Origin of the sequence: Pseudorhodoplanes sp., assembly GCF_046289595.1 — a bacterium.
Classification (GTDB): Bacteria; Pseudomonadota; Alphaproteobacteria; order Rhizobiales; family Xanthobacteraceae; genus Pseudorhodoplanes.
The window spans coordinates 12791-34071 of record NZ_JBKBVB010000013.1 but is presented as its reverse complement, the minus strand read 5'-3'; the positions used below and the strand labels follow the sequence as shown (position 1 = coordinate 34071).

21 protein-coding genes and 1 tRNA gene are annotated in these 21281 nt (G+C 63.9%); 8 read left to right on the top strand and 14 right to left on the bottom strand.

The features are described from left to right. Positions 1–48 precede the first annotated feature (48 nt). A complete protein-coding gene (locus tag ACK41X_RS04970; RefSeq protein WP_409719878.1) occupies positions 49–366 on the top strand; it encodes a hypothetical protein in 318 nt (105 codons plus the stop codon). A 19-nt stretch (positions 367–385) separates the two neighbouring features. On the opposite strand, the gene ACK41X_RS04965 is transcribed toward ACK41X_RS04970, so the two are convergent. Then, positions 386–883: a GlcG/HbpS family heme-binding protein gene (locus tag ACK41X_RS04965; RefSeq protein ID WP_409719876.1), complete on the bottom strand. Its 498-nt coding sequence runs from the start codon at positions 881–883 to the stop codon at positions 386–388. 210 nt (positions 884–1093) lie between these two features. Here ACK41X_RS04965 and msrA point away from each other — a divergent pair, with 210 nt between their 5' ends. The 3 genes from msrA to ACK41X_RS04950 all read left to right on the top strand — a co-directional run bounded on the left by msrA (position 1094) and on the right by ACK41X_RS04950 (position 3260). Further along, positions 1094–1750, top strand: a complete 657-nt coding sequence (msrA, locus tag ACK41X_RS04960; protein ID WP_409719874.1) for a peptide-methionine (S)-S-oxide reductase MsrA — start codon at positions 1094–1096, stop codon at positions 1748–1750. 127 nt (positions 1751–1877) lie between these two features. After that, a complete protein-coding gene (locus ACK41X_RS04955) occupies positions 1878–2435 on the top strand; it encodes a TIGR00645 family protein (RefSeq protein ID WP_409719872.1) in 558 nt (185 codons plus the stop codon). 165 nt (positions 2436–2600) lie between these two features. Beyond that, complete coding sequence (locus ACK41X_RS04950; protein WP_409719870.1) at positions 2601–3260, top strand: polysaccharide biosynthesis/export family protein; 660 nt, start codon at positions 2601–2603, stop codon at positions 3258–3260. Between the two features lie 21 nt (positions 3261–3281). Here ACK41X_RS04950 and ACK41X_RS04945 read toward each other — a convergent pair whose 3' ends face one another. The 4 genes from ACK41X_RS04945 to ACK41X_RS04930 all read right to left on the bottom strand — a co-directional run bounded on the left by ACK41X_RS04945 (position 3282) and on the right by ACK41X_RS04930 (position 7579). Further along, on the bottom strand, positions 3282–3950 hold the full coding sequence (locus tag ACK41X_RS04945; RefSeq protein WP_409719869.1) for a dienelactone hydrolase family protein: 669 nt from the start codon (positions 3948–3950) through the stop codon (positions 3282–3284). A gap of 42 nt (positions 3951–3992) precedes the next feature. Then, positions 3993–5033, bottom strand: a complete 1041-nt coding sequence (locus ACK41X_RS04940) for an LLM class flavin-dependent oxidoreductase (protein WP_409719867.1) — start codon at positions 5031–5033, stop codon at positions 3993–3995. Between the two features lie 95 nt (positions 5034–5128). Then, complete coding sequence (locus ACK41X_RS04935) at positions 5129–6124, bottom strand: hypothetical protein (protein ID WP_409719865.1); 996 nt, start codon at positions 6122–6124, stop codon at positions 5129–5131. Between the two features lie 312 nt (positions 6125–6436). Next, a complete protein-coding gene (locus tag ACK41X_RS04930) occupies positions 6437–7579 on the bottom strand; it encodes a L,D-transpeptidase family protein (protein ID WP_409719863.1) in 1143 nt (380 codons plus the stop codon). A 269-nt stretch (positions 7580–7848) separates the two neighbouring features. Between ACK41X_RS04930 and ACK41X_RS04925 the strand changes: the two genes are divergently transcribed. Then, a complete protein-coding gene (locus ACK41X_RS04925) occupies positions 7849–8814 on the top strand; it encodes a S1C family serine protease (protein ID WP_409719861.1) in 966 nt (321 codons plus the stop codon). Positions 8815–8939: 125 nt separating this feature from the next. Here the strand turns inward: ACK41X_RS04925 and ACK41X_RS04920 are convergent, their stop codons facing one another. The 3 genes from ACK41X_RS04920 to ACK41X_RS04910 form a co-directional block, all read right to left on the bottom strand. Further along, the gene (locus ACK41X_RS04920; protein WP_409719859.1) at positions 8940–9755 is read right to left on the bottom strand and encodes a DUF3108 domain-containing protein; all 816 of its coding nucleotides are present in this window, start codon (positions 9753–9755) and stop codon (positions 8940–8942) included. Between the two features lie 134 nt (positions 9756–9889). Further along, positions 9890–10261 carry a DUF427 domain-containing protein gene (locus ACK41X_RS04915; protein ID WP_409719857.1) on the bottom strand — a complete coding sequence of 124 codons (372 nt, stop codon included), beginning with the start codon at positions 10259–10261 and terminating at the stop codon, positions 9890–9892. A gap of 19 nt (positions 10262–10280) precedes the next feature. Then, positions 10281–10357 (bottom strand) — tRNA-Arg (locus ACK41X_RS04910). A 121-nt stretch (positions 10358–10478) separates the two neighbouring features. On the opposite strand from ACK41X_RS04910, the gene ACK41X_RS04905 reads away from it, so the two are divergent. Further along, entirely contained in the window at positions 10479–11459 is a 981-nt protein-coding gene (locus ACK41X_RS04905) for an aldo/keto reductase (RefSeq protein ID WP_409719855.1), read from the top strand. A 104-nt stretch (positions 11460–11563) separates the two neighbouring features. On the opposite strand, the gene ACK41X_RS04900 is transcribed toward ACK41X_RS04905, so the two are convergent. Beyond that, complete coding sequence (locus ACK41X_RS04900; RefSeq protein WP_409719853.1) at positions 11564–12514, bottom strand: zinc-binding alcohol dehydrogenase family protein; 951 nt, start codon at positions 12512–12514, stop codon at positions 11564–11566. A 227-nt stretch (positions 12515–12741) separates the two neighbouring features. On the opposite strand from ACK41X_RS04900, the gene ACK41X_RS04895 reads away from it, so the two are divergent. Next, positions 12742–14583 (top strand): PHA/PHB synthase family protein, encoded by a 1842-nt coding sequence (locus ACK41X_RS04895; RefSeq protein WP_409719851.1) that lies wholly within the window; start codon positions 12742–12744, stop codon positions 14581–14583. Between the two features lie 22 nt (positions 14584–14605). Here the strand turns inward: ACK41X_RS04895 and ACK41X_RS04890 are convergent, their stop codons facing one another. Then, positions 14606–15805, bottom strand: a complete 1200-nt coding sequence (locus ACK41X_RS04890; RefSeq protein WP_409719849.1) for an alpha-hydroxy acid oxidase — start codon at positions 15803–15805, stop codon at positions 14606–14608. Continuing rightward, positions 15798–16841, bottom strand: coding sequence for a hydroxyacid dehydrogenase (locus ACK41X_RS04885; RefSeq protein ID WP_409719847.1), 1044 nt, complete (start codon positions 16839–16841; stop codon positions 15798–15800). Before ACK41X_RS04885 ends, ACK41X_RS04890 begins: the two co-directional genes overlap by 8 nt. A 269-nt stretch (positions 16842–17110) precedes the next feature. On the opposite strand from ACK41X_RS04885, the gene ACK41X_RS04880 reads away from it, so the two are divergent. Beyond that, positions 17111–17983, top strand: a complete 873-nt coding sequence (locus ACK41X_RS04880) for a Bug family tripartite tricarboxylate transporter substrate binding protein (RefSeq protein ID WP_409719845.1) — start codon at positions 17111–17113, stop codon at positions 17981–17983. Between the two features lies 1 nt (position 17984). Here ACK41X_RS04880 and ACK41X_RS04875 read toward each other — a convergent pair whose 3' ends face one another. The 3 genes from ACK41X_RS04875 to ACK41X_RS04865 all read right to left on the bottom strand — a co-directional run bounded on the left by ACK41X_RS04875 (position 17985) and on the right by ACK41X_RS04865 (position 21232). Beyond that, positions 17985–18584, bottom strand: a complete 600-nt coding sequence (locus tag ACK41X_RS04875; RefSeq protein WP_409719843.1) for an SRPBCC domain-containing protein — start codon at positions 18582–18584, stop codon at positions 17985–17987. Then, a complete protein-coding gene (locus tag ACK41X_RS04870; RefSeq protein ID WP_409719841.1) occupies positions 18581–20251 on the bottom strand; it encodes a thiamine pyrophosphate-binding protein in 1671 nt (556 codons plus the stop codon). Before ACK41X_RS04870 ends, ACK41X_RS04875 begins: the two co-directional genes overlap by 4 nt. A 183-nt stretch (positions 20252–20434) precedes the next feature. Further along, the gene (locus tag ACK41X_RS04865; RefSeq protein WP_409719839.1) at positions 20435–21232 is read right to left on the bottom strand and encodes an IclR family transcriptional regulator; all 798 of its coding nucleotides are present in this window, start codon (positions 21230–21232) and stop codon (positions 20435–20437) included. Positions 21233–21281: the final 49 nt, after the last annotated feature.

The following is a 21281-nucleotide window of genomic DNA, read 5'->3' as shown; positions in this document are numbered from 1 at the left end:
CGACTGGCGCATTCGCGCCGACCGTTCTCGGACGTCTGGGACGACATCATGATCCGTGGGCTGCTGCGACTGATTGGCGTGATTGCGCTCGCCGCCGGTTTTACCCTGCTGATGTATGACGGCGCAAAATCGATCGCCGATAGCCGCGTCTACATCTACAAGCTCGGCCAGCTCTGGACCGACATTCACGTCGCCAGCCTGCAATCGGCGCAGGCCAGGGTGCAAGAGACGCTGCCGGGCGTCATATGGGATCCGGTCATTACGACGATGCTCGACCAGCCGTCCTGGCTGATTTTCGGCATCGTCGGAATTGTCCTGATCCTGCTCGGCCGCAAGCGCAAGCCGTTGATCGGCTACGCCCGCTGACGCTGCGCCTGCCGGCCGGTCAGCGGCTCGGATTGTCGAGCGCCGCCAGGCCGGCCTTGGCGATCTGCGCATCCTGGGCCGACAGCACCCCGGCGACGCCGATGGCGCCGATGATCTTGCCGTCCTGGATGATCGGAAATCCGCCTTCGAAGGGCGCGATGTCCTGAACCGCCAGCAGGCGGGAACCGGCCCCGCCGGCGGCGACCGCATCCTCCAGCAGCTTGGTCGGCAGCCGGAAACCGAGTGCGGACTTCGCCTTGGCTTCGGCGACCCGAATTGAAACCAGCTGGGTATTGTCGCGCTTGATCATCATGACCAGATGGCCGCCGCTGTCGATCACCGCGATCGCCACCTGCCAGTTGTTGCGGACGGCTTCTTCTTCGGCCGCCGCGATCACCTTCTTGGCTGCATCCAGCGTGATCGGCGGGCCGTAGGGCGGCGGAGTCCCGGTTTGCGCAGCCAGCGGGCTCGCAAACAGGAATCCGGCGAGCGCGAGCGCGAATGCGTTGAACCTCATGATTGTCCCTCACATGCCGGGATCTTCGGCCTCAAATCGAACCGTCAGCATAAGATGCCGATCCGGGGAGGGGAAGATGACGGGTTGGCGCTGTACGTTTCCTTACCAATCATGCGGCCCGGGCTCGATACCCAAGTCGTGATCCGGGACGACCCTGTGGAGCCGGGGCCGCAGCGATTATGTTAGCTGCCAGACTGGGAGACCGAAACGATGTTCCTGTTCAAGAAGTCCCTGACCATTCCGGGCAAGGCCGAGGCGCTGCCCGGCCGTGCCACCCCGATCCGGACGGCGGAAACCCATTTCATCAATGGCAATGCCCTGAAGGGTCCCTATCCGGACGGTTTTCAGAAGGCCCTGTTCGGCCTGGGCTGCTTCTGGGGCGCGGAACGGAAATTCTGGGAATTGGGCGATGGCGTGCATGTGACCGCGGTCGGCTATGCTGCCGGCCACACGCCCAATCCGACCTATGAGGAAGTCTGCTCCGGGCGGACCGGCCATAACGAGGTTGTGCTCGTGGTGTTCGATCCGGCGAAGGTTTCGTACGAGCGGCTGTTGAAGACCTTCTGGGAAAGTCACGACCCGACGCAGGGCATGCGCCAGGGCAACGATGTCGGCACCCAATACCGGTCCGGGATCTACGTGTTTGACGAAGACCAGCGCAAGGCCGCGGAGGCGTCCAAGGCGATATATGCCAGGGCGCTGGCCGACAATCGCTATGGTCCGATCACGACTGAAATCCTCGATGCGCCGGACTTCTATTTCGCCGAGGACTATCACCAGCAATATCTGGCGAAGAACCCGTCCGGCTATTGCGGGCTGGGCGGCACCGGCGTGAGCTGCCCGATCGGGACCGGCGTCGCCGCATAGCGCCTGCGGACTTTCTTGAAGAGCGGCGCCTCGATGCGCCGCTCTTTGCATGCCGGCGTGTCATCCCGGCCATTGTCTGACGACAATGGCCTGTGCAAATGGTTTTCGCCCCTGAGGACGATCGTCGATGCGCCGGGTCGAGCAATTCTTTGAAGGGATGCTGTTTCGCAGCCGCTGGCTGCTGGCCCCGTTCTACATTGGACTGGTGATCGCGCTGTTCGTGCTGCTTATGCATTTCCTGCGCGAGCTGGCCCACTTTGCCCTCAGGATCGGCACGTTGACCGAGGCCGATGTGATCCTCGGGATTTTGGCCCTGATCGATATCGTGCTGGTGGGGAACCTGGTCCTTATCGTGATTTTCTCTGGCTATGAGAATTTCGTCTCGAGATTCGATGTCGGTCACCGCGACCTTCCGCAATGGATGGCCAAGGTGGATTTCGGCGGCCTGAAGATGAAGCTGCTGTCTTCCATCGTTGCGATCTCGGCGATCCAGCTCCTGAAGGCATTCATGAATGTCGGCAGCTATGACGACAAGAAATTGTGGTGGATGGCCGGCATCCACATCGTGTTTCTGGGCTCGATGCTGATCGCAGCAATTTCCGATCGGATTGCGGAAAAAAGTCTGCCTGTGGAGGACGCAGGATCCGGCAGGCGCAAGCGCCCAGAGCCGGAGGCGCCAAATTGAATCCTTGCCGCTCGTCCCGCAATCGCTGACAGCCCTGCATTCGTGCAATTATTCTCCTTCGGCGCGAACCGGCACTCGCTTGAAAACGCCCTGGCGCGCGGTTGGTGAGGATTTGTTAACCATACCGGGCGTTAACTGCGCGGGAACGTATCGTCCGGATGTCCCATGCGGCCCAAGGCCACGCTCAGCCGCCTGACCGTGCTGTTTGTCATGCTGGCCCTGCCTGCCTGCGTGCATCAACAGACTTATGTCGCGGCCCCGGCTGCGGTCGAAGCCGTGGCGGTCGAGCCGGCCGCCGCGCCAGCCGTCGCGACGGTCTTGGTCGCGGCCGGCGGCCCCTATGCACCGGCTCTGACCGGACATGACGCGCCCTATCAGCTCGATGCCGGCGACCGCCTGCGCGTGCAGGTGTTCGGGCAGGAAGGGCTGACCAATTCCTATATCGTCGATGCGTCGGGCAATATCTCGATGACGCTGATCGGGACGGTGCCGGTGCGCGGCCTGACGACCGCCGAGGCCGGACGCGCGATCGCGGCGCGGCTGCGCAACGGCTATATCCGCAATCCGCATGTCTCGGTCGAAGTCGAAGTCTACCGGCCCTTCTTCATTCTCGGCGAGGTCAATGCGCCGGGCCAATATCCGTACGTGCCCAACATGACGGTCGAGGCGGCGGTTGCGATTGCCGGCGGCTTCGCGCCGCGCGCCAGCAAGAGCGACATCCTGCTGGCACGCAACGTCAACGGCGAGGTCATGCGCACACGGGTGCCTGCGGATTTCCCGCTGCGGCCCGGCGACACAATCACGGTTCGCGAACGCTGGTTCTGATCGCGGCGTGAGCCCGCTTGGTTATGTCATATGCTTGTCGAGGAACGCCAGCGTGCGTTCCCAGGCGAGCGTCGCGCTCGCATCGTGGAAGCTTGCGCGTTCGTCGCAATTGAAGCCGTGTCCCGCGGGATAGACGTAAATCTCGCAATCCGGCCGCTTCTGTTTGACGATCTCGACATCCGACATCGGAATGCTGGCGTCGGTTTCGCCGAAATGCATCTGCACCGGGCATTTCGGTTTCTCGTCGGCGTATTTGACGATCTGTCCGCCGTAAAAGGCGACGGCGGCCTTCAGGCCGGTGAGGCGGGTTGCGGCGAGAAACGCGGCGCTGCCGCCCATGCAGAAACCGATCACGCCGACCGGGCCCGCCGATTTCACGCTGTCGATGCCGGCCTGGATGTCGAGCAGCATCTTGGTCCAGTCGATCTTGCCGAGGAACGAACGCGCATGCGCGACTTCCTCGGGCGAGTAGCCGGACTGGAAGTCGCGCTCGAAGCGGTCGAACAAGGCGGGCGCCACGGCGACATAGCCTGCGGCGGCGAGCCGGTCGCAGACATTGCGGATATGGCTGTTGACGCCGAAGATTTCCTGCGCGACCACCATCGCGCCCTTTGCGGCGCCGGCCGGATCGGCGCGATAGGCGCCGAGCGAATGATTGTCGGTCGTGGTGAGCGTAAAGTGCTTGCCCAAGGCTCTCTCCCTGATCGCGCGAACGTTTGCCGCAGGCGGCGCTCAGCAGGCCGCGGCCGGCTGCGGCATAGCATGAGACGGTATGAGAGAAAACGCTTGCGCCAGCAGGTCGTAGGAGCGTTTGCGGGCACCGTGATCGTAGATCATGGTGGTGACCATGATTTCGTCGGCGCGGGTTTCGGCTGCGAGCTGCGTAAGCCGCGCCTTCACCATGGCCGGGTCGCCAACCGCGAGCCGTTCGCGATTCTGCGCGATCCGCTGCCGGTCGATCGGCGAATAGTCGTAGGCGAGCGCGACTTCGGGGCTTTCCAGAGGCGCATAGACGCCCTTGGCGCGGCGCACGAAATTCAGATCGATGGTGGAGGCGAGCCGTTCGGCCTCCTCGGCCGTGTCGGCAACCACGGCCGCGGTTCCGAGGATCGCATGCGGCTTTTGTAGATGCTGCGATGGCTTGAACCGGTCGCGATAGAGCCGCATGGCGTCCCTCGCATCGTGGCTGGCGAAATGATGCGCGAAAGCAAAGCCGGCGCCGATCTGCGCTGCAAGCTGCGCGCTGTAGTCGCTGGAGCCGAGCAGGAAAATCGGCGGCAGCGCGACATCATCCGGCATGGCGCGCACGTTGCTGAACGGATGGTCCTTGGGATAGCCGTTATTTTCCAGCAGCAGCAATTCCTGGAAGCGCTCGAGGAAGTCGTCATCGTCGCGAACGTCCTGCCGCCGGCGCAGCGCAAGCGATGTCACATGATCGGTGCCGGGCGCGCGGCCGAGCCCGAGATCGATGCGGCCGGGAAACAGCGCCTCCAGCACCTTGAAGCGTTCCGCCACGGTCAGCGGCGCATGGTTCGGCAGCATCACGCCGCCGGAACCGATCCGCATGTTGCGGGTCGCGGCCGCGATCTGGCCGATCATCAGGTCGGGCGCGGAACTGGCGATATTGGCGAGGTTATGGTGCTCGGCGAGCCAGTAGCGATGATAGCCGAGACTGTCGGCATGGCGCGCCAGATCGATGCTGTTGTGCAGCGACTGGGCGGCTGAGCCGCCGGCGGGAACCGGGGAGAGATCGAGGATCGACAGGATCGTCATGCGGAACGCGGGCGGCTGGAGCGCATATCCGCGCAGTTAGGCCGGATCGACGAAAAAGCCACCCCTCAAATGTGCAGGGGTGTCCGGAGGACACGTCAATTCCGAACGGGCGGTTGTGCGAAGATATTCCAGAATAGAAGCGGAGGCTGTGCGGGCGCGGGCGCCGGGCGCGCGGCGCGGCGGGCAACCTTGGGGCGGGGCGCGGCTTTTTTCGGTGCAGCCTTTTTCGCCCGGATTGTCGGCGCGGGCTTTGGCATGGGGATCGCCGCCGGCTTTGCCGGCAGTGCCGCCTCTGCGCCCTCCGGCCGGCTGGCGATCTGAAATTCGGCCGGCGCGGGTGGAGATGGCTCAGGTGCGGACGGCGCAGGTTCGGAGAGGGCAGCGGCAGGTTGCGTGGCTGCTGGAGCTTCAGGTGCGGATACGATGGGCGCCTCGGTGTCGGGGAGCGGATCGGTGCGCGTCGTTTGCTCGACAATCGATCCGGTCACCGGTGGACTATCTTTTTCCGGCGCGACCGACACAGCAGGGGAGACCGGCGCCTGCAAGTCCGGCGGCAGTTCGAGCGGGGGATAGACGACCGCGATCCGGATATCCGGCTCGGGCGCAGGATCAGGGTCCGGCGGCGCAATGGGCAGCACCGCACTGGATGGTGGCGCGCTGGGGCGTGCCGCGCCCGGCAGCTCGGTGCCGGGAACCGGGACCAATTCCATATCGGGCTTCGGCCGCGGCTCAGGGATCTGCTTGGCGGTCGCCGGCGCGGGTAGATCTCTCGCGGTGGACCGGACCGGCTCAGCCGTGCGGGATGGGGCGGCCGCAGCCGGCTCATCGGTGACGTCACGGACGGGGTTGCGGGACACGCGCGCGGTGACCGCAAAATCAAGGGCCAGGGCCTCGGAGGGTTCGGGCTGACGGGTCGGTTCAGGCCAGCTCAGTGCGATCCGGTTGACCGGCGTATCCTCGAAAGCGGCGAGGGCTTCAGGCCGCTTGCTTGGCTCGGGCATCAGCCGCGACGATACATAGAATCCAGCCCCCATGCTGAGAATGAAGGTCGACAGAACGGCGGCGATGACGATCCGAAGATCGGGAAGCATTCGCGAATCCAGCAGCCAGAAATATATGGAAAGCGCCCGGTTGAAGGCGCGCAGCACGCAAACACGCCAGAGGGGGAGGTAAGCAGGCCGGTGCACAAGCACCGCGCGCCGATTGCTGACCCGTCGAGCCGACAACCATCGGCCGCATCGGCGGAATCCTTGCTGATTCGCGCCGATGCGTCATGCAAATAGTACGGCGAATGTTTGATAAGCCGCAGAAACGAAGGGGAAATCGCTGGCCGCGCGCGGACGTTGATACCATCAGCCACGCGCAATGCGGATTGCGCCGCGGCAGTCTCAGCCGACCGCGGCTCAGCGTGCCGCGGTTGCGCCGGTTGACCGCTCCTTGCCGTCGCCGACCACGACAACCTTGGTGCCGACCTTCACCCGGGAATAGAGGTCTATGACGTCCTCGTTCAGCATGCGGATGCACCCGGAGGAGACGAATTGGCCGATCGTCGACGGCTGATTGGTTCCGTGCACGCGGTACAGCGTTTTGCCGAGATAGAGCGCACGCGCACCCATCGGATTGCTTTCGCCCCCGGCCATGAAACGAGGCAGGTAGGGCTGGCGTTCGATCATTTCCGCCGGCGGATGCCAATCCGGCCATTCGGCCATCCGCGAAATTCTCTCGGTCCCGGACCAGGTAAAGCCTTCGCGGCCGACGCCGATGCCGTAGCGTATCGCAGTGCCGTCGCCGTTGACGAAATAAAGGAAGGTCGCTGCGGTATCGATGACGACCGTCCCGGCCGGCTCCTTGGTCTTGTAGTCCACCACCTGCCGCCTGAATTGCGGCGGCAGCTCTTTCGGCTTGCCAATCTCCGGCTGATCTTCAGGCGGCAGCGCGGCGATGGTGGCCTGGGGAATTGAGCCGGTCGTTCCCGGGATCGTTGTTCCCGGGATCGCCGTTCCCGAATAAGCCGGACGGCGGCCCGCATCGATATCCATCGGAGGGCGCGGCACGCCGAAGCGCGGATCGCCGGCCGGCGGCGGTGCATAAACCGCGGATGGCTGGCCGTTCGGCAGAGGCGGCGCTCCGTAGACGGTCGCCGGAGGAGGAGGCGGCACGTGAACGCCCGCCGGCGCGTTATACGGGGCGGATTGTGGGTCGCGCGGGTCGCTCGGACGGGGGTCGTATGCCGGATTCTGCCCGGCGTAACCGCGATCCGGGGGCGGCGGCAGCAGATCGACGGGCGCAGCCGAGCGCGAACTCGCGTCGTAGGGCACCGATCCTTGCGGGAGCGGAGGCAGAGGCTGACTGTTGATGGCAGGGTCGTATGGGCGCCGGCCGGAAAAGCCGGGCGGCGGCAATCGCGGATCCAGATCGTCGTCCGGTTCGATCGCAATCACGCCGCGCGCGCCATATCCGGGCGGATAGCTGTATTGCGCTTCGACCGGCTCCACCGTGACAAGGCCAAAGGTTGCCAGTGTTGACAACACGAAGAGACGCCGCATGTCCCTGAAGTCCCCCGAAAAAAGTCCATTCGCCTATGCGAGATAGATGGGGCAGCATGAAGGCGCGGTAAACTAGATCCCGGTCAACGAATTTGTGATCCCTCCAGCGTCCAACCGGTCGGCGGTGAGGGAACCTTTTGATTATATCGCCGCGGCGAGCGTTCGGGTGCGGAAAGGGGAATAGCGGCCAGTCGCCGTTGGTTGACGATCCGATCGGGCGTCTCCACTCCCGTTGGCCGAGCGTGCCCGAGGCGAGCAGGGAAGGGGCAATGCCATCCATAGGCGACTGGAAAATTCCGGCAGCGGCGCAGCCGCGGCCCACGGACTATGCCTTCGATCTGCAGCGCACGCTGCAATCCGTGGTCGGGTTGCGCGCGATCATGCCGGCCGATGCCTTCACCGCTGACACCCTCGGCACCGAGCGGGCCGGGCACGGCGTCATCATCGGCGATCGCGGCCTCATCCTCACCGTTGGCTATCTGATCACCGAAGCCGAGCAGATCTGGCTCCATCTCGCCGATGGCCGCGCCGTCCCGGCGACGCCGATCGGGTTCGACCAGGCGACCGGTTTCGGCCTTGTCCAGGCGCTGAGCCGCATCGACGAACCGCCGCTGCCGTTCGGCAGTTCCGCAGCGGTGCGACTGGGCGATCCTGTAGTCGTCGGCGGCGCCGGAGGCATCAGGCGATCGGTCGCTGCCAGGGTGGCAGGAAAGCAGGAATTTGCCGGATATTGGGAATATGTCCTGGACGAAGCCATCTTCACCGCACCGTCGCATCCACATTGGGGCGGTACCGCGCTGATCGGCGCGCGCGGCGAATTGCTGGGCATCGGATCGCTGCAACTCGAAGCCAATAGCGGCCGGGACATCAACATGATGATCCCGATCGACCTGCTCAAGCCCATCATGGACGACATGCTGACTTTCGGAAGCCGCCGCGGTCCGGTGCGGCCCTGGCTCGGGATGTATGTCGCCGACACCGAGGAGCGGATGGTGGTGATGGGGCTTGCCAGCCGGGGGCCGGCTCAGCGCGCGAGGATTGAGACCGGCGACATCGTGGTCGCAGTCAATGGCGAGCGGGTCGAAAGTCTCGCGGATCTGTTCCGGAAAATCTGGGCCATGGGCGATGCCGGGACGAACGTCCCGCTCACGCTTGTGCGCGGCGAGCGCAGTATCGACGTGGTGGTGCAGTCGGCTGACCGCAGCGCATTTCTCAAGCGGCCCCGCGCGCATTGAGATTGCCGCATCTCGAGACTGTTCTATAGCGTTTTCGAGCGAAGTGGGCACCGGTTCGCGTGAAGAAAACGCGTCAACGCAACAACTTAGAGTCTTTTCGCAATTCGAAGAAAAGCGAAAAGACTCTAGTCGAGGGCTGCGGTCTCGAACTGATTGGCTTGCAGCACCATGTCCCCGATCAGGCTTGCGACCGACAGGCGCACCGGCACGAGAAAGCGCGTGGTGCGGACCGGGGCCAGCCAGACCTCGATGTCACGGCCTTCCGCCAGAAACTTGACGAGCTGGCTCGATGAGCGGTGTCCCGAAATCGGCGTGAACTTGATCGAGCAGACCAGCACCGGCCGGCGGACCCCGCTTTCGCCCTTGACGAAATCGTTTCGCTTGAACGACAGCGCGAGGTCGTAGCGGCGCCGTCCGTCGAACATGGCAAGGGTGCGTGAGCATGACGCGGGGGCCAGCGGGTCGGCCTCGGCGCCCGGAATGATGAAGGCCGATAACGGATCCATGACGCCGGACTTGTGTGCATCTGCGATCGGGACGCGATCCGGCTCCGGCGTCGGCTCCTCGACCTTGAGGTTGCGCACCCGCGACCCGTCGAAATCGAACCGTACATTGACCTTCTCGTCCTCGCGCACGACAGCGGAGACAAAGCTTGCGGGCTGCGGGCGTCCGTCGCGGATACGGCCGGCGACATTGACCTTGCCTTCGCCGCTGACCAGGAGGCTGAGAAATCCGGCGACCCGGCCGTCGGCGCCGGTGGTGTACTCGGCGGCGCCAAGCCGTGTCTGCCAGACCAGCTTCCCGATCGCGATCCCGGCCATCGACAAGGTGTAACGCGCCTCGAACTGCGCCTGCGCGGTTGCCGGCGAGACATCGGCGGCGGTCAGCGCGACCAGACCGAAAGCGCCTCTTGCAATGACGTTCAGGACCGTGGACCGCATATCTCTGCCGCTTGCGACGCGGTCTCACGAGAGCCCGCAATGCGATCAACTATAGGTCTTTTGCGGCGGCTTCGCATCCCGAAGGTCAAGTCACGCTCCGGCGCCACTGCGCGCACGGTTAACGCTGCGGCGCCTCAATCGCGAAGCGGCAGCAGCTCGATCGAGTCGACGCGCTGCGGATAGAACGCCAGATATCCGGCGATCTGGCTGACCGCGGCAAATGGCGCTTCGTAGGTCCAGATTGCATTGCTGGAGCCGTGGCCATCGATTGCGATCGAATAATAGGCCGCGTCGCCCTTGTGGGGGCAATGGCTGGTGTGATCCGTGCGCGACAGAAGGCTCATGTCGACATCCTCCCGCGGAACGTAATGGACGGCCGGGTAGGAGGCTTCAGTCAGCGCCAGCGCGCGCCGCGAATCCGCAATCGCACGCCCGCCATGCATGACGCGCACCCGGTGAGCCGCCGGCGCTATCGATATGGGATGGGCGCTATCGGGCGCCTTCATTGGCCGGCCCTTCTATCAATGGCGCACCCGACACGATTCGAACGTGTGACCTTTGCCTTCGGAGGGCAATGCTCTATCCAGCTGAGCTACGGGTGCGTCGGCTCCTCATAGCGCATACCGAGCCGGCGCGGCAATGGCCGGATTTTTCCGGCGCGGCGGGCGAGGCTGCCGGAATTCCGCTATCCTCACCGTTCCAGCCCGTTTCGGAAAATCCGCCATGCGCTATGTTCCACTCGGCGCCAGTAATGTCGCGGTCTCGGTCATCGGACTTGGCTGCATGTCCATGTCCGGGCTTTACGGGCCGGCCGATGACGCCGAAAGCATCGCCACCATCCATCGTGCGATCGATTGCGGCGTGAATTTCCTCGATACCTCGGTGAGCTACGGCTCCGGGCATAATCAGGAACTGATCGGCCGCGCGCTGAAAGGGCGCCGCGCCAAGGCGGTGGTCCATTCCAAGTTTGGAATTCGCCGCGATGCCGACGGCAACATGATCGGGATCGAATGCACGCCCAGGACCGCGCGACGCGATTGCGAGGACAGCCTGCGCCGGTTCGGCTTTGAGATGATCGATATCTTCTGCCCGTCGCGGCCGAGTCCCGCGGAAGCCATCGAGGACACGATCGGCGAACTCGCCCGCCTCCGCGAGGAGGGCAAGATCCGCTTCATTGGCATGTCGGAGGCGGGCGTGTCCTATATCCGCCGGGCCGCGAAGGTGCATCCGCTGGTCTCGCTGCAGATGGAATATTCCTGGCTCTCGCGCGATCTCGAAGCGGAGCATCTGCCGCTCTGCCGGGAGCTTGATATGACGATCATGGCCTATGCGCCATTCGCGCGCGGTCTGATCGCCGGCAATTTCGAGCCGGGCAGGGCGGGCGATACGCGCGGCAACTACGAGCGCTTCAGCGGGGACAACTACGACCGCAACCGGCGTCTGCTCGCTCCGGCACGCGCGATTGCAGCGGATCGCAATATTTCTCTTCCCCGCCTCGCGATGGCCTGGGTGCTGGCGAAGGGCGCGCCGCTGATCGCGTTTCCCGGCTGCAAGACCCGCTCGCATCTGGAAGACATTCTCGGCGCGCTGGAGGTCGAACTGTCGTCCGAGGAGATGCGCGCGCTCGAGGCGGCGTTCCCGCCCGGCAGCGCCGCCGGCAACCGCTACGCTGCTGCGCAATTGGCGGCCTGGCACGGTGCGTGAGGCTGGCGCCGGGCGAACCGGCCCGCACGCTCCTGCATCCGGCGGCCGACTCCCCCGTTCCATTCAGCAATGCAATTAAGGTAACCTGGTGCGCGGCAGCGTGCTCAGGGAGCCAGCACGATTTTGCCGAAATGCTTGTTCGCGCGCATATAGGCGTGCGCCTCGGGAGCCTGTACAAGCGGGAAGATTCGGTCGATCGGCGCGCCGATACGGCCGGCGCTGACGTGCTCCCACAAATCGTCCCGCATCGCGACCATGATGTCGTGGACTTCCTCGATACTGCGGGTCCGGAAGGTGACGCCGACATAATCGATACGGCGGCGGGCATGTTCGTCGAAATCGAATTCCGCCTTCATGCCGGCAAGCCGGCCGATATTGACGATGCGGCCTTTTAGCGCCGTACAGTGCATGGTCTGGTTGAGGGTCGGGCCTGAGAGCATGTCGACGGTCAGGTCGATGCCCTTGCCGTCGGTCGCCTTGAGGACCTGCTCCGGCCAGTCGCCGTCAGCGGTGTTGAGCGAAAGGTCGGCGCCGAACTCCTTCAGTCTCGCGCGCCGCGCATCGTCGGTCGAGGTGCCGACCACAAGCTTCGCGCCAAGAAGCTTCGCCATCTGCAGGCCGATAATGCCGACGCCGGAACTCGCACCGAGCACCATCACGTTGTCACCGGCCTTCATGCGTCCTGCGGTGACCAGAGCGTTGTGCAGGGTGTTGAGGCCGACCGGCAGCGTCGCGGCCTGTTCGAAACTCATCGTCCCGGGAATTTTCAGTGCGCGGCGATAGTCGCAAAGCGCAACCTCGGCGTGACTGCCGGTGGCGTGGCACATGATGCGGTCGCCGGGGCTGAAGCCCGCGACCGCGCTGCCGATGGCGATCACTTCACCGGCAAACTCGATGCCGATCGGCTTGCCGCCGGCCGGAGCTTTGGCGGCGGCAAGATCGGCCCGGTTCAAAGCCGCCGCCTTGACCGTGACGAGCAGATCGGCCGGACCCGGCTCCGGCTCCGGAACGTCCGCAATGACCACGCCGTTCGGAGAGGCAATGCCCGCTTTCATGCACTCGCCCTTGATCTTGTGACCACGGCGTTCAAGCCGGAACGCCTGCTTGCGGCCCTGGATAGGCTGAACGCCGCAAAGCCGTCAAATTTCAGATACTTGCTTTCGAAGAACGTGTTGTCGGAGATCTCGCTGTCGGGGCGCGGTGTCGCGTGGCTCGATATGACGCAAGGCTCTGTCACGAAGCCGATATAGGTTGCAGCTTTCCATATCGCCCCAGGTAACCGATGGCCCTGCGCAACGAAATCCGGCCGGTCTCCAACGTCACAAGCCTGCCGGCGGCAAAGCCGGCCCGCGATGTTCTGGCACAACGGGAAGCGCCCGCGGCGGCTCCGGATGTGCTGTCGGTGCCCTCTTTCGAGAACTGGAACCGCGTGCTGCGGGCGACGGCGGCGCGCATGACGCAGGGGCTCTCTCCCTATGCGCAGGCGGCGGCCTGGTTCGACTGGGCCTCGCATCTTGCGCGCGCGCCCGGGCGGCAGGTCGAACTCGGCATCGCCGCCGCGCAGCTCGGTGTGCTTTACACACGCTTTGTCGCGCAATCGCTTGCCGGCGCCAAGCCTCCGCCGCCTTTCCATGGCCAGCCGCACGATCGCCGCTTCCGCGATGACGCCTGGAACAAAATGCCGCTGGTGTTCTGGCAGCAGGCCTATCTCGCGCAGGAGCGCTGGTGGTGCGAGGCGACCCGCGAGGTCCGGGGCATGAACCCGAAGCGGGCGCGGCGCGTGCGTTTCATGGTCAACCAGATGCTGAATGCGGTGGCGCCGTCGAACGTGCCATGGCTCAATCCGAAAGTCGTGGAAGCCACGCTGCGGGAGAGCGGCGCCAATCTGGTCCGCGGCGCCAGGCACCTTGCTGAGGATGTATCCACCCTGCTGGCCGGCGACGAGCTGCCGGTCCGCAATGGATTCAAAATCGGCAAGGATGTCGCGGCGACGCCCGGCGACGTCGTGTTCCGCAATCATCTGATTGAGCTGATCCAGTATCGCCCGGCGGGTGATGCCGTGATTGCAGAGCCGCTTCTGATCGTGCCGGCCTGGATCATGAAATATTACGTTCTTGATCTTGAGCCGCATAATTCGCTGGTACGCTATCTGGTCGAGCGCGGCTTCACCGTGTTCATGATTTCCTGGCGCAATCCAGGGCCGGAGGATCGCGACATCGCATTCGACGATTATCGTCTGTCCGGGGTGATGGCGGCGCTGGATGTCATCAACACCATCGTTCCCGGCCGAAAGGTCCATGCCTGCGGCTATTGCATCGGCGGTACGCTGCTGTCGATTGCGGCGGCGACGATGGCGCGCGACGGCGATGAGCGGCTCGCCACCATCGCGCTCCTCGCCGCACAGATCGATTTCAGCGAAGCCGGCGACCTGATGCTGTTCGTCGACGAGAGCCAGATTGCCTATCTCGAAGACATGATGTGGGACCAGGGCGTGCTCGATACCCGGCAGATGGCGGGCGCCTTCAGAATTTTGCGGGCGAACGATCTGATCTGGGCGAAGGCCGTCAACGAGTATTGGCTGGGCGAACGCGAAAAGGCCACCGCGCTCGGCGCCTGGAGCGCCGACCGCACCCGGATGCCGTCGCGTATGCATTCGCAATATCTGCGCGCGCTGTTTCTTGAAAACCGCATCACCGCCGGGCGCTATGCGGTCGAAGGCCGCGTCATCGCCTTGAAGGACATCCATGCGCCGATGTTTGTGGTCGGCACCGAGAGCGACCACATTGCGCCCTGGCGCTCGGTCTACAAGATCAGCCTGTTCACCGACAATGAGCTGACTTTCGTTCTGACCAATGGCGGGCACAATGTCGGCATCGTATCGGAGCCGGGCCGCAGCGACCGTCACTATTCGTTCGGGACGCGCCGTGCCGGCGACCGCTATGTCGATCCGGATAGCTGGCTTGCGAATGCGTCGCGCGCAGACGGGTCGTGGTGGCCCGCGCTGGCCGACTGGCTCGCCGCGCGCAGCAGCGCAGACCGCGCGCCGCCGCCGCGGCTCGGTGCGCCGGATCGCGGATTGCCGCCGTTGGGACCGGCGCCTGGAGCCTACGTCTATCAGCGTTAAGCAGCAATCGCGCGCCGGGAATTCAGCGCGCGATGCGCTGGACGCGGCCGTGCAGTTCGGACAAATCGCGGGAGCCGAGGAAGGCGAGATTGCGATGGATTTCGCTGCGCAGGAGGTCGATGGCGCGGCGCACGCCGTCGGCTTCGCCGATCGCAGCGGCATAAAGGAACGGCCGTCCGATAAAGACGAAGTCGGCGCCGAGCGCCAGCGCCTTGAGGACATCGCTGCCGCGACGGAGGCCGCTGTCCATCATGACGGTCATACCCTGCGCGACCTCGGCGATGCGCGGCAACACGCGCAAGGGAGCGGCAGCGCCATCGAGTTGCCGGCCGCCATGATTGGAGACGATGATTCCGTCGCATCCGGTCTGGCGTGCGGTTTCTGCATCCGAGGGCGACAGAAGACCCTTGACGATGAGCTTGCCCGGCCAGCGCTCACGGATCCACGCGAGATCGCGCCACGACAACGAGTCCCGCAGATGCGCGCGCACCGCCGCGTTCGAAAAGACCGCCATGCCGCGTTCGGCGCCGGAATTCTCGTAATAAGGCATGCCGTGATGCCGCAATGTGCGCAACGCGGTGCCGAACAGCCAGCGCGGATGGGAGATACCGTCGAACGCAAGTTTCAGCGATGGCCGCAACGGTGACGTATAGCCCGCACGGACGAGATTTTCGCGATTGCCGCCGACCGGCACGTCGGCCGTGACGACGAGATGCCTGAAGCCTGCCGCCTCGATGCGGCCGATCAAGGCAGCAATGGCGTCGCGCTGCACCGGCAGATAGGCCTGAAACCAGGCTTGCGGATTGGCTTTCGCCACCTCCTCCATGCGCACGAGCGATGCGCCGCTCAAAATAAACGGCACATTCTCCGTCGCGGCTGCCGATGCCAGCGCGAGATCGGCCCGGTAGCCGGCAAGTCCGGCGCCGCCCATCGGGGCGATGCCGAACGGCGCACTGAAGCTTCCGCCGAACAACGTCTTTGTGGTGGTCCGGGCCGATACGTCGATCAGGACGCGGGGATGAAAGTCGTAGTCCTGAAACGCGGCGCGGTTCTCATGCCGTGAGGCGTTGGTCTCCACCGCGCCGGAAATGAACGAGAAGATGCAATGCGGCAGATAGCGCTTTGCAGCCGGTTCGAGGTCTTCCAGCGACAGGATATCACGCAGCTTGCTGCTCAACACGGGCGGCGCGGCCGCTGCGGGACTGCGGGTGACGTCACGCATGTCCGAGCACTTTGCGGAAGCGTTCGCGGAAGGCCGGAAGCGCCTCGGGATTGAGCATCCGCTGTGGATCGCCGCCGCGCAGGATGGCGATCAGCTGCTCCGCGGCCATGATGGCGAGACGCCGCCGCGCCGAATGGGTCACGCCGGCGGTATGCGGGCTTGCGATCACATTGGGCAGGGAGAGCAGCGGATGGCCGGGCTCGGGCGGTTCCGTCTCCCAGACATCGACGCCCGCGCCGGCGAGATGCCCCGATCTGAGCGCGTCGTAGAGCGATGTCTCATCGTGAATACCGCCGCGGGCCGCCGTGACAAAGAACGCGCCCTGCTTCATCAGCGCATATTCGCGCGCCCCGATCATGCCGCGGGTCTCCGGCGTCAGCGGGCAATGCAGGGAAACAAAGTCGGAGCTTTGCAGCAGTTCCGGCAGATCGACCTTGCGTCCGCCGCGGGCGGCGATTGTCTCGGCATCGAGATAAGGGTCGTAGGCCAGCACCGGCATCGCGAACAGGCCGCTGCACAATTCCGCGACCCGCGATCCGGTATTGCCGAAACCGACAATGCCCACGGTCTTGCCGTAGAGGTCGTCGCCCATATAGGCGACGCGGTCGTCGATGCGCGCGATCCGCATCGCCCGGTCGGTCTCGGCAATGCGCTTGGCGAGCGAGAGCATCATGCCCAGCGTATGTTCGCCGACGGCTTCGCGGTTGCCCCCGGTCTGGTTGACCGCAATCACGCCGGCCGCGGTACAGGCTGCGAGGTCGATCGCGTCGAAGCCGGCGCCGCTTGCCGACACCACGACCACGTTGGGGCACGCCGCCAGCAATTCGCGTCCCACCAGCAGATGGTCGGGAATGTCCGAGCGCGCGGAATCGACCTGGATCGCGTGCGTTGCCGCAAGATTTTCACACAGCGCCGAAAGCGGCCTTTCGCGGTCGATCCGGGTCAGCGCGAGGTCGCCGCAAGCCGCGATGGTCTGGTCGAAAGCGGGGTGGATGAATCCGCCAATGAAGGAGATGCGTTTGGGGTTGCTCACCATCAAAATCCGAAGCGTTCAGTCTGCGTATGCCGACATATCAGCATAGTGATATTTGCCTCCCGGAGGCGAATTCACTGTTTCCATTGTGCCGGACCCGTCATCTTTAACACTACACAGAATAAGAGACAGATGGTGACGTCAACCGTCGGCAAGCGTCAAAACCTTTCGGGAGGATCAACGTGAGAACCATGTTGTCAGTGATCGCCATTGCACTTGGAACAAGCCTTGTCGTTCCGACTGCACAAGCGCAACCCTTTCCGAGCGGGCCGGTGACTCTGATAGTACCCTATCCGCCGGGCGGTCAGATCGATACGCTGGCGCGCATGATACAGCAGAAGCTGCAGCCGGTGTTCGGACAGCCGGTGGTGGTGGAGAACAAGCCCGGCGCCGGCGGCAACCTCGGCACCTCCCAAGCGCTGCGAGCGGCGCCCGACGGCCACACTCTCGTCCTCACCACCGACGGGGTAATGACTCTCAATCCCTTACTCTACTCCAATGTCGGCTTCGATCCCGCAGCAGCGACGCCACTCACCCTCTCCACCGAGACAGTGGTGGGCATCGCCGTTCACAATTCGGTACCCGCCAAAAACATCCCGGAGCTTATTGCGTACGCCAAAGCCAATCCCGGCAAGGTGACGTTCGGGACCTCGGGAGCACCGCAGCAGATTATTGGCGAGATGTTGAATCGGCTCGGCGGGGTGCAGATGCAGCACGTACCCTATAAGGGCGTGGCGCCGGCGCTCACCGATTTGGTCGGTGGCCATATCAATGTTGTGATCGCGACCATAACGTCAATCCTGCCGCATGTCGGCTCCGGCGCGATCCGGGTGATCGCAGTTTCCGGGAAGCAGCGCTTCCAGCAGTTGCCCGATGTGCAGGCGATTGCGGAAACCTATCCGGAAATCGTGGTCGCGACCTGGTCCGGTTTTTTTGCCCCTCCCGGAACGCCAAAACCGATTTCCGACCGGCTGAACGCCGAGCTGGTCAAGGCGCTGAAAGATCCGGAGATCGTCGCAAGGCTGGCGAAGACCGCCGAGACCGTGGCGGCCACTTCTTCGGAGGCGGCGCGCGCCCGCCTGAAGGAGGATACCGATCGCTGGGCCAATTACCTAAAGCAGGTCAAGATCAAGATGGAGCAGTAACTCAGCTCCGAACCAATAGCGCGCGCATTCGGGCCCATGCTCGACGGGCCATTTCCTTCAACACCCGAACCGCCAGCGCCGGCGCCGACAGCGCATTCGCTCGAGCAGACGCCGGCGTCGATGCGGCGGGGTGGTCTGATGGAGCAGCTAAGCCTGCGGCAAAGCGGGCGGCGAATTCATCGAGGATGACTTTCGCAACGGCCGGTCCTCCGGTGCGGGCGAAGTCTTCCAGCACGCCCTGCAGCTCTGCGGCCGAAACGATGTTGACCCGTGTCATCGGGTTTTGCGTATCGGCGGGCTTCGCGTCATGCAGTATGTATGTGACGCGCACCTTGAAGCGCGCAGCGCGCTGATCCGACGATCCTTGGCCCTGCAGCACGCCGGACTTCGCCGCCTCGTCGATCTGCGCGATCATCTTGCCGCGGAACACCAGCCGCTTCGGCCCGAAGGATACGGTGATGGACCCGTGATAGCTGCCGTCTTCGCCGCGCCCCTCGATTGCCGCCCCGGGAAGATACCGCGCCATGCGTTCAATGTCGGAGAAGGCGGCAATGACCGTCTCGATGCGGCCGGGGACAAGGATGTCGCCTTCCCACCTCATTGTGGACGCAATAGCGGAGCGCGGTTATCCAAGCCGAAGTGCAGCTTGCGATAAGTGTCGCTGACCGTGGTCGGCGAAAGCCGCGCATCAATGACAAACACGCCGCCCTTGGCGATCCCCGCTTTTAGCGCCGCGCCGATGCTATTCTCATTCTGCAACACGACGCCGTCACCCCCGAAGCTGCGAACGAGCGCAACGAAATCCGGGTTCGACCATTTTGCCAGAGAAGGTTCGAACCCCTTGGCCCGAAGCTTATGCACCTCGGCGCCGAACGCGTTATCGTTCATGATCACCACCGCAAGCGACAGACCCTCACGCTGGGCGGTCTCCAGTTCCTGGATATGAACCATGAGGCTGCCGTCGCCTTCAATTAGGACGGTTGGCCGGCCGTCCCTGGTGGCTGCCACGCCGACGGCCTGGATCAATGCCTGTCCGATAGACCCGAACTGGTAAGTAATGATCTGTTCGGCCCGCCGCGGCAGTTGCAGATACATCACGACGAATCCGAGATAGTGGCCAACACCGGTGACGACCCGAACGTCCTCGGGGAGCCCGGCGCCGAGCTTTTGCATAAGTTCCCGCGGATCGAGGCCGTCTTTCGGCTTTTCGAGCGGGGCCGGAGTAGCCTTTAGGGTCATTTCGGTTTCGGCCGTGCGATAGCCGGACTTGCGAACCTGCCGCGCCTCCAGCATGCTGGTCAGCATGGCGGCTGCGTTTTTTGCATCGCCGCGTACAAACAGGCCGGGCAGTGCGCCGATCTCCTCGGGAGCCGGCTTAATATCGATACGCGCGACCTTGGCGTCCGGAAAGAGGAGGCCCCCTTCGGTGGTGAAATATCCAAGTTCCGCCCCGATTCCGAGTACGAAGTCGCAATCGGCAAACAATTTCTCGGTCGGGGCGCTGGCGAACGCACCGGCAACGCCGATGTCGTATGCATGGCCGGAAAAGAAACCCTTGTTCGGAAGCGTCGTCGCAAGCAGTGCGCCACATGCTCCGGCGAGCGCGACGATCTCGTCATGCGCTTGCGACAAGCGTGCTCCGCGCCCTGCGATAATGATCGGACGCTTGGCGGAGATCAGAGCTTCCATGACCGGTGCGAGCGATGTCTCGCTTGCGATTACCGGTTCGGTCGGGGTGATGAAGTTGCGGGAGGGATTGTAGTCGAAACCGAAATCCAGTGTCTGGAACTGGACGTCGATCGGGAGGTCCAGCAACACCGGGATGCGATGCACGCGCGCTGCATAAAAAGCTTCCGCGATCTGGGCTTCGGCAGTGTCGGCGCTTGTCACCTCTTGATAGCGCGCACCACAGATTTCGCCAAACTTGCGATGGTCGATGAACTGGGTGCGGTCCTTGGCATTCTTGCCCTGCGCGCCGAGCGCCAGGACCATCGGGGTCCGGTTGCGGCAGGCGACCGTGAGCGGCGTCGCGGTCTGGGTCAGGCCTGGTCCCCATGTCACGGTGGCGATAGGGAGTTTGCCGTTGGCACGGAAATAACCATCCGCCATTCCGACCGCCGCGGCTTCATGTCGAGCCGAATAAATACGTATGCCGGGGTAACGCGCCAGTGCACCCCAGAACGGCATGTTGCCGTCTCCCATCAGGCCGAAAATGGCTTCGCAGCCCTCTTCGACAAACGCTTTGGCGATAGCATCGTAAACCAGCATCCCGTCACCTTCGTTAGCTCTGTAACGCACGCAAACTAGCAATTGTGCTGCGCGGTGCGAGCGCTGCCGGGCGAATATCAGCGGGGTGATGGCGGTCTTTCGTGTGAATTGGGACATCCGGCAAGAAGGGTCGTCGGCCGGCCAACCGCAGTGCCGGCCCGGGCAATAAAATTGCAGGCGCCGCTAAAGATTGCGGTGAAGGTCGGTCTGCTGGTCGATCGTGCCGGTGGTTCGTCTCGATTGTTCGGCGAAAGCTTGTACCGCCCCGTACAAAATGTCGATCAGCGCGGCCTGACGCGCTCGGATACGCTCGGTGCGCCCGGCGACCCCGATCGCGACCGGCGGATGGTCCGGAATCCGCGGCATCAACATTGCGATACCGCTGGCCCCGGGCGTCGCCTCCTCGTGGCAGACCGCGTAACCGCAGCCACGGATCGTTTGGATTTCCTTCAGCAGCGTGGTCAGATTCACCGACGGACGACTTTCGCCGGCATTGATTCGGCGTACGAGCGCGCCGATTTCCGCATTCGATTTCAAGCTGAGCAGCAGCTTTCCGGTCGCCGTATGTCCGATCGGACGCAGCGTGCCGGATCGATGATGCAGCGGCATTGCATGCGCGGGCGATTCCAGCGTATGAATATACTGGACGTGCACGCCGTTCTGCATGCCGAAAACCACCTCCTCTCCCGTGCGTGCCTGCAATTCGAAAGCCAGCTTGGCGAGATCGCCCGAAAAGAAAAAACCGCGGGTGATTTGGGCGCCGAGAAGCGCAACCCGCGCGGTCGGCGAGTAGCGCCGTTGTCCAGTGTCGTAATTCAGGTAGCCGAGGGCATGCAGGCCCTTGAGCAAAACTGAAGTGCTGGATTGCGGATAGCCGAGGTTGCGCACGATATCCATCACCGAGAGCGGTGTGCGTCGCTCGCCGAAAAGCTCGAGAATTTCGAAGGCCCGCTCGGCCGATTTTGCCGTGGAGGAGGTCATGTCGCATTATCCGCGCGACAGTGACAGAACACAATATCGCACAAGCTGC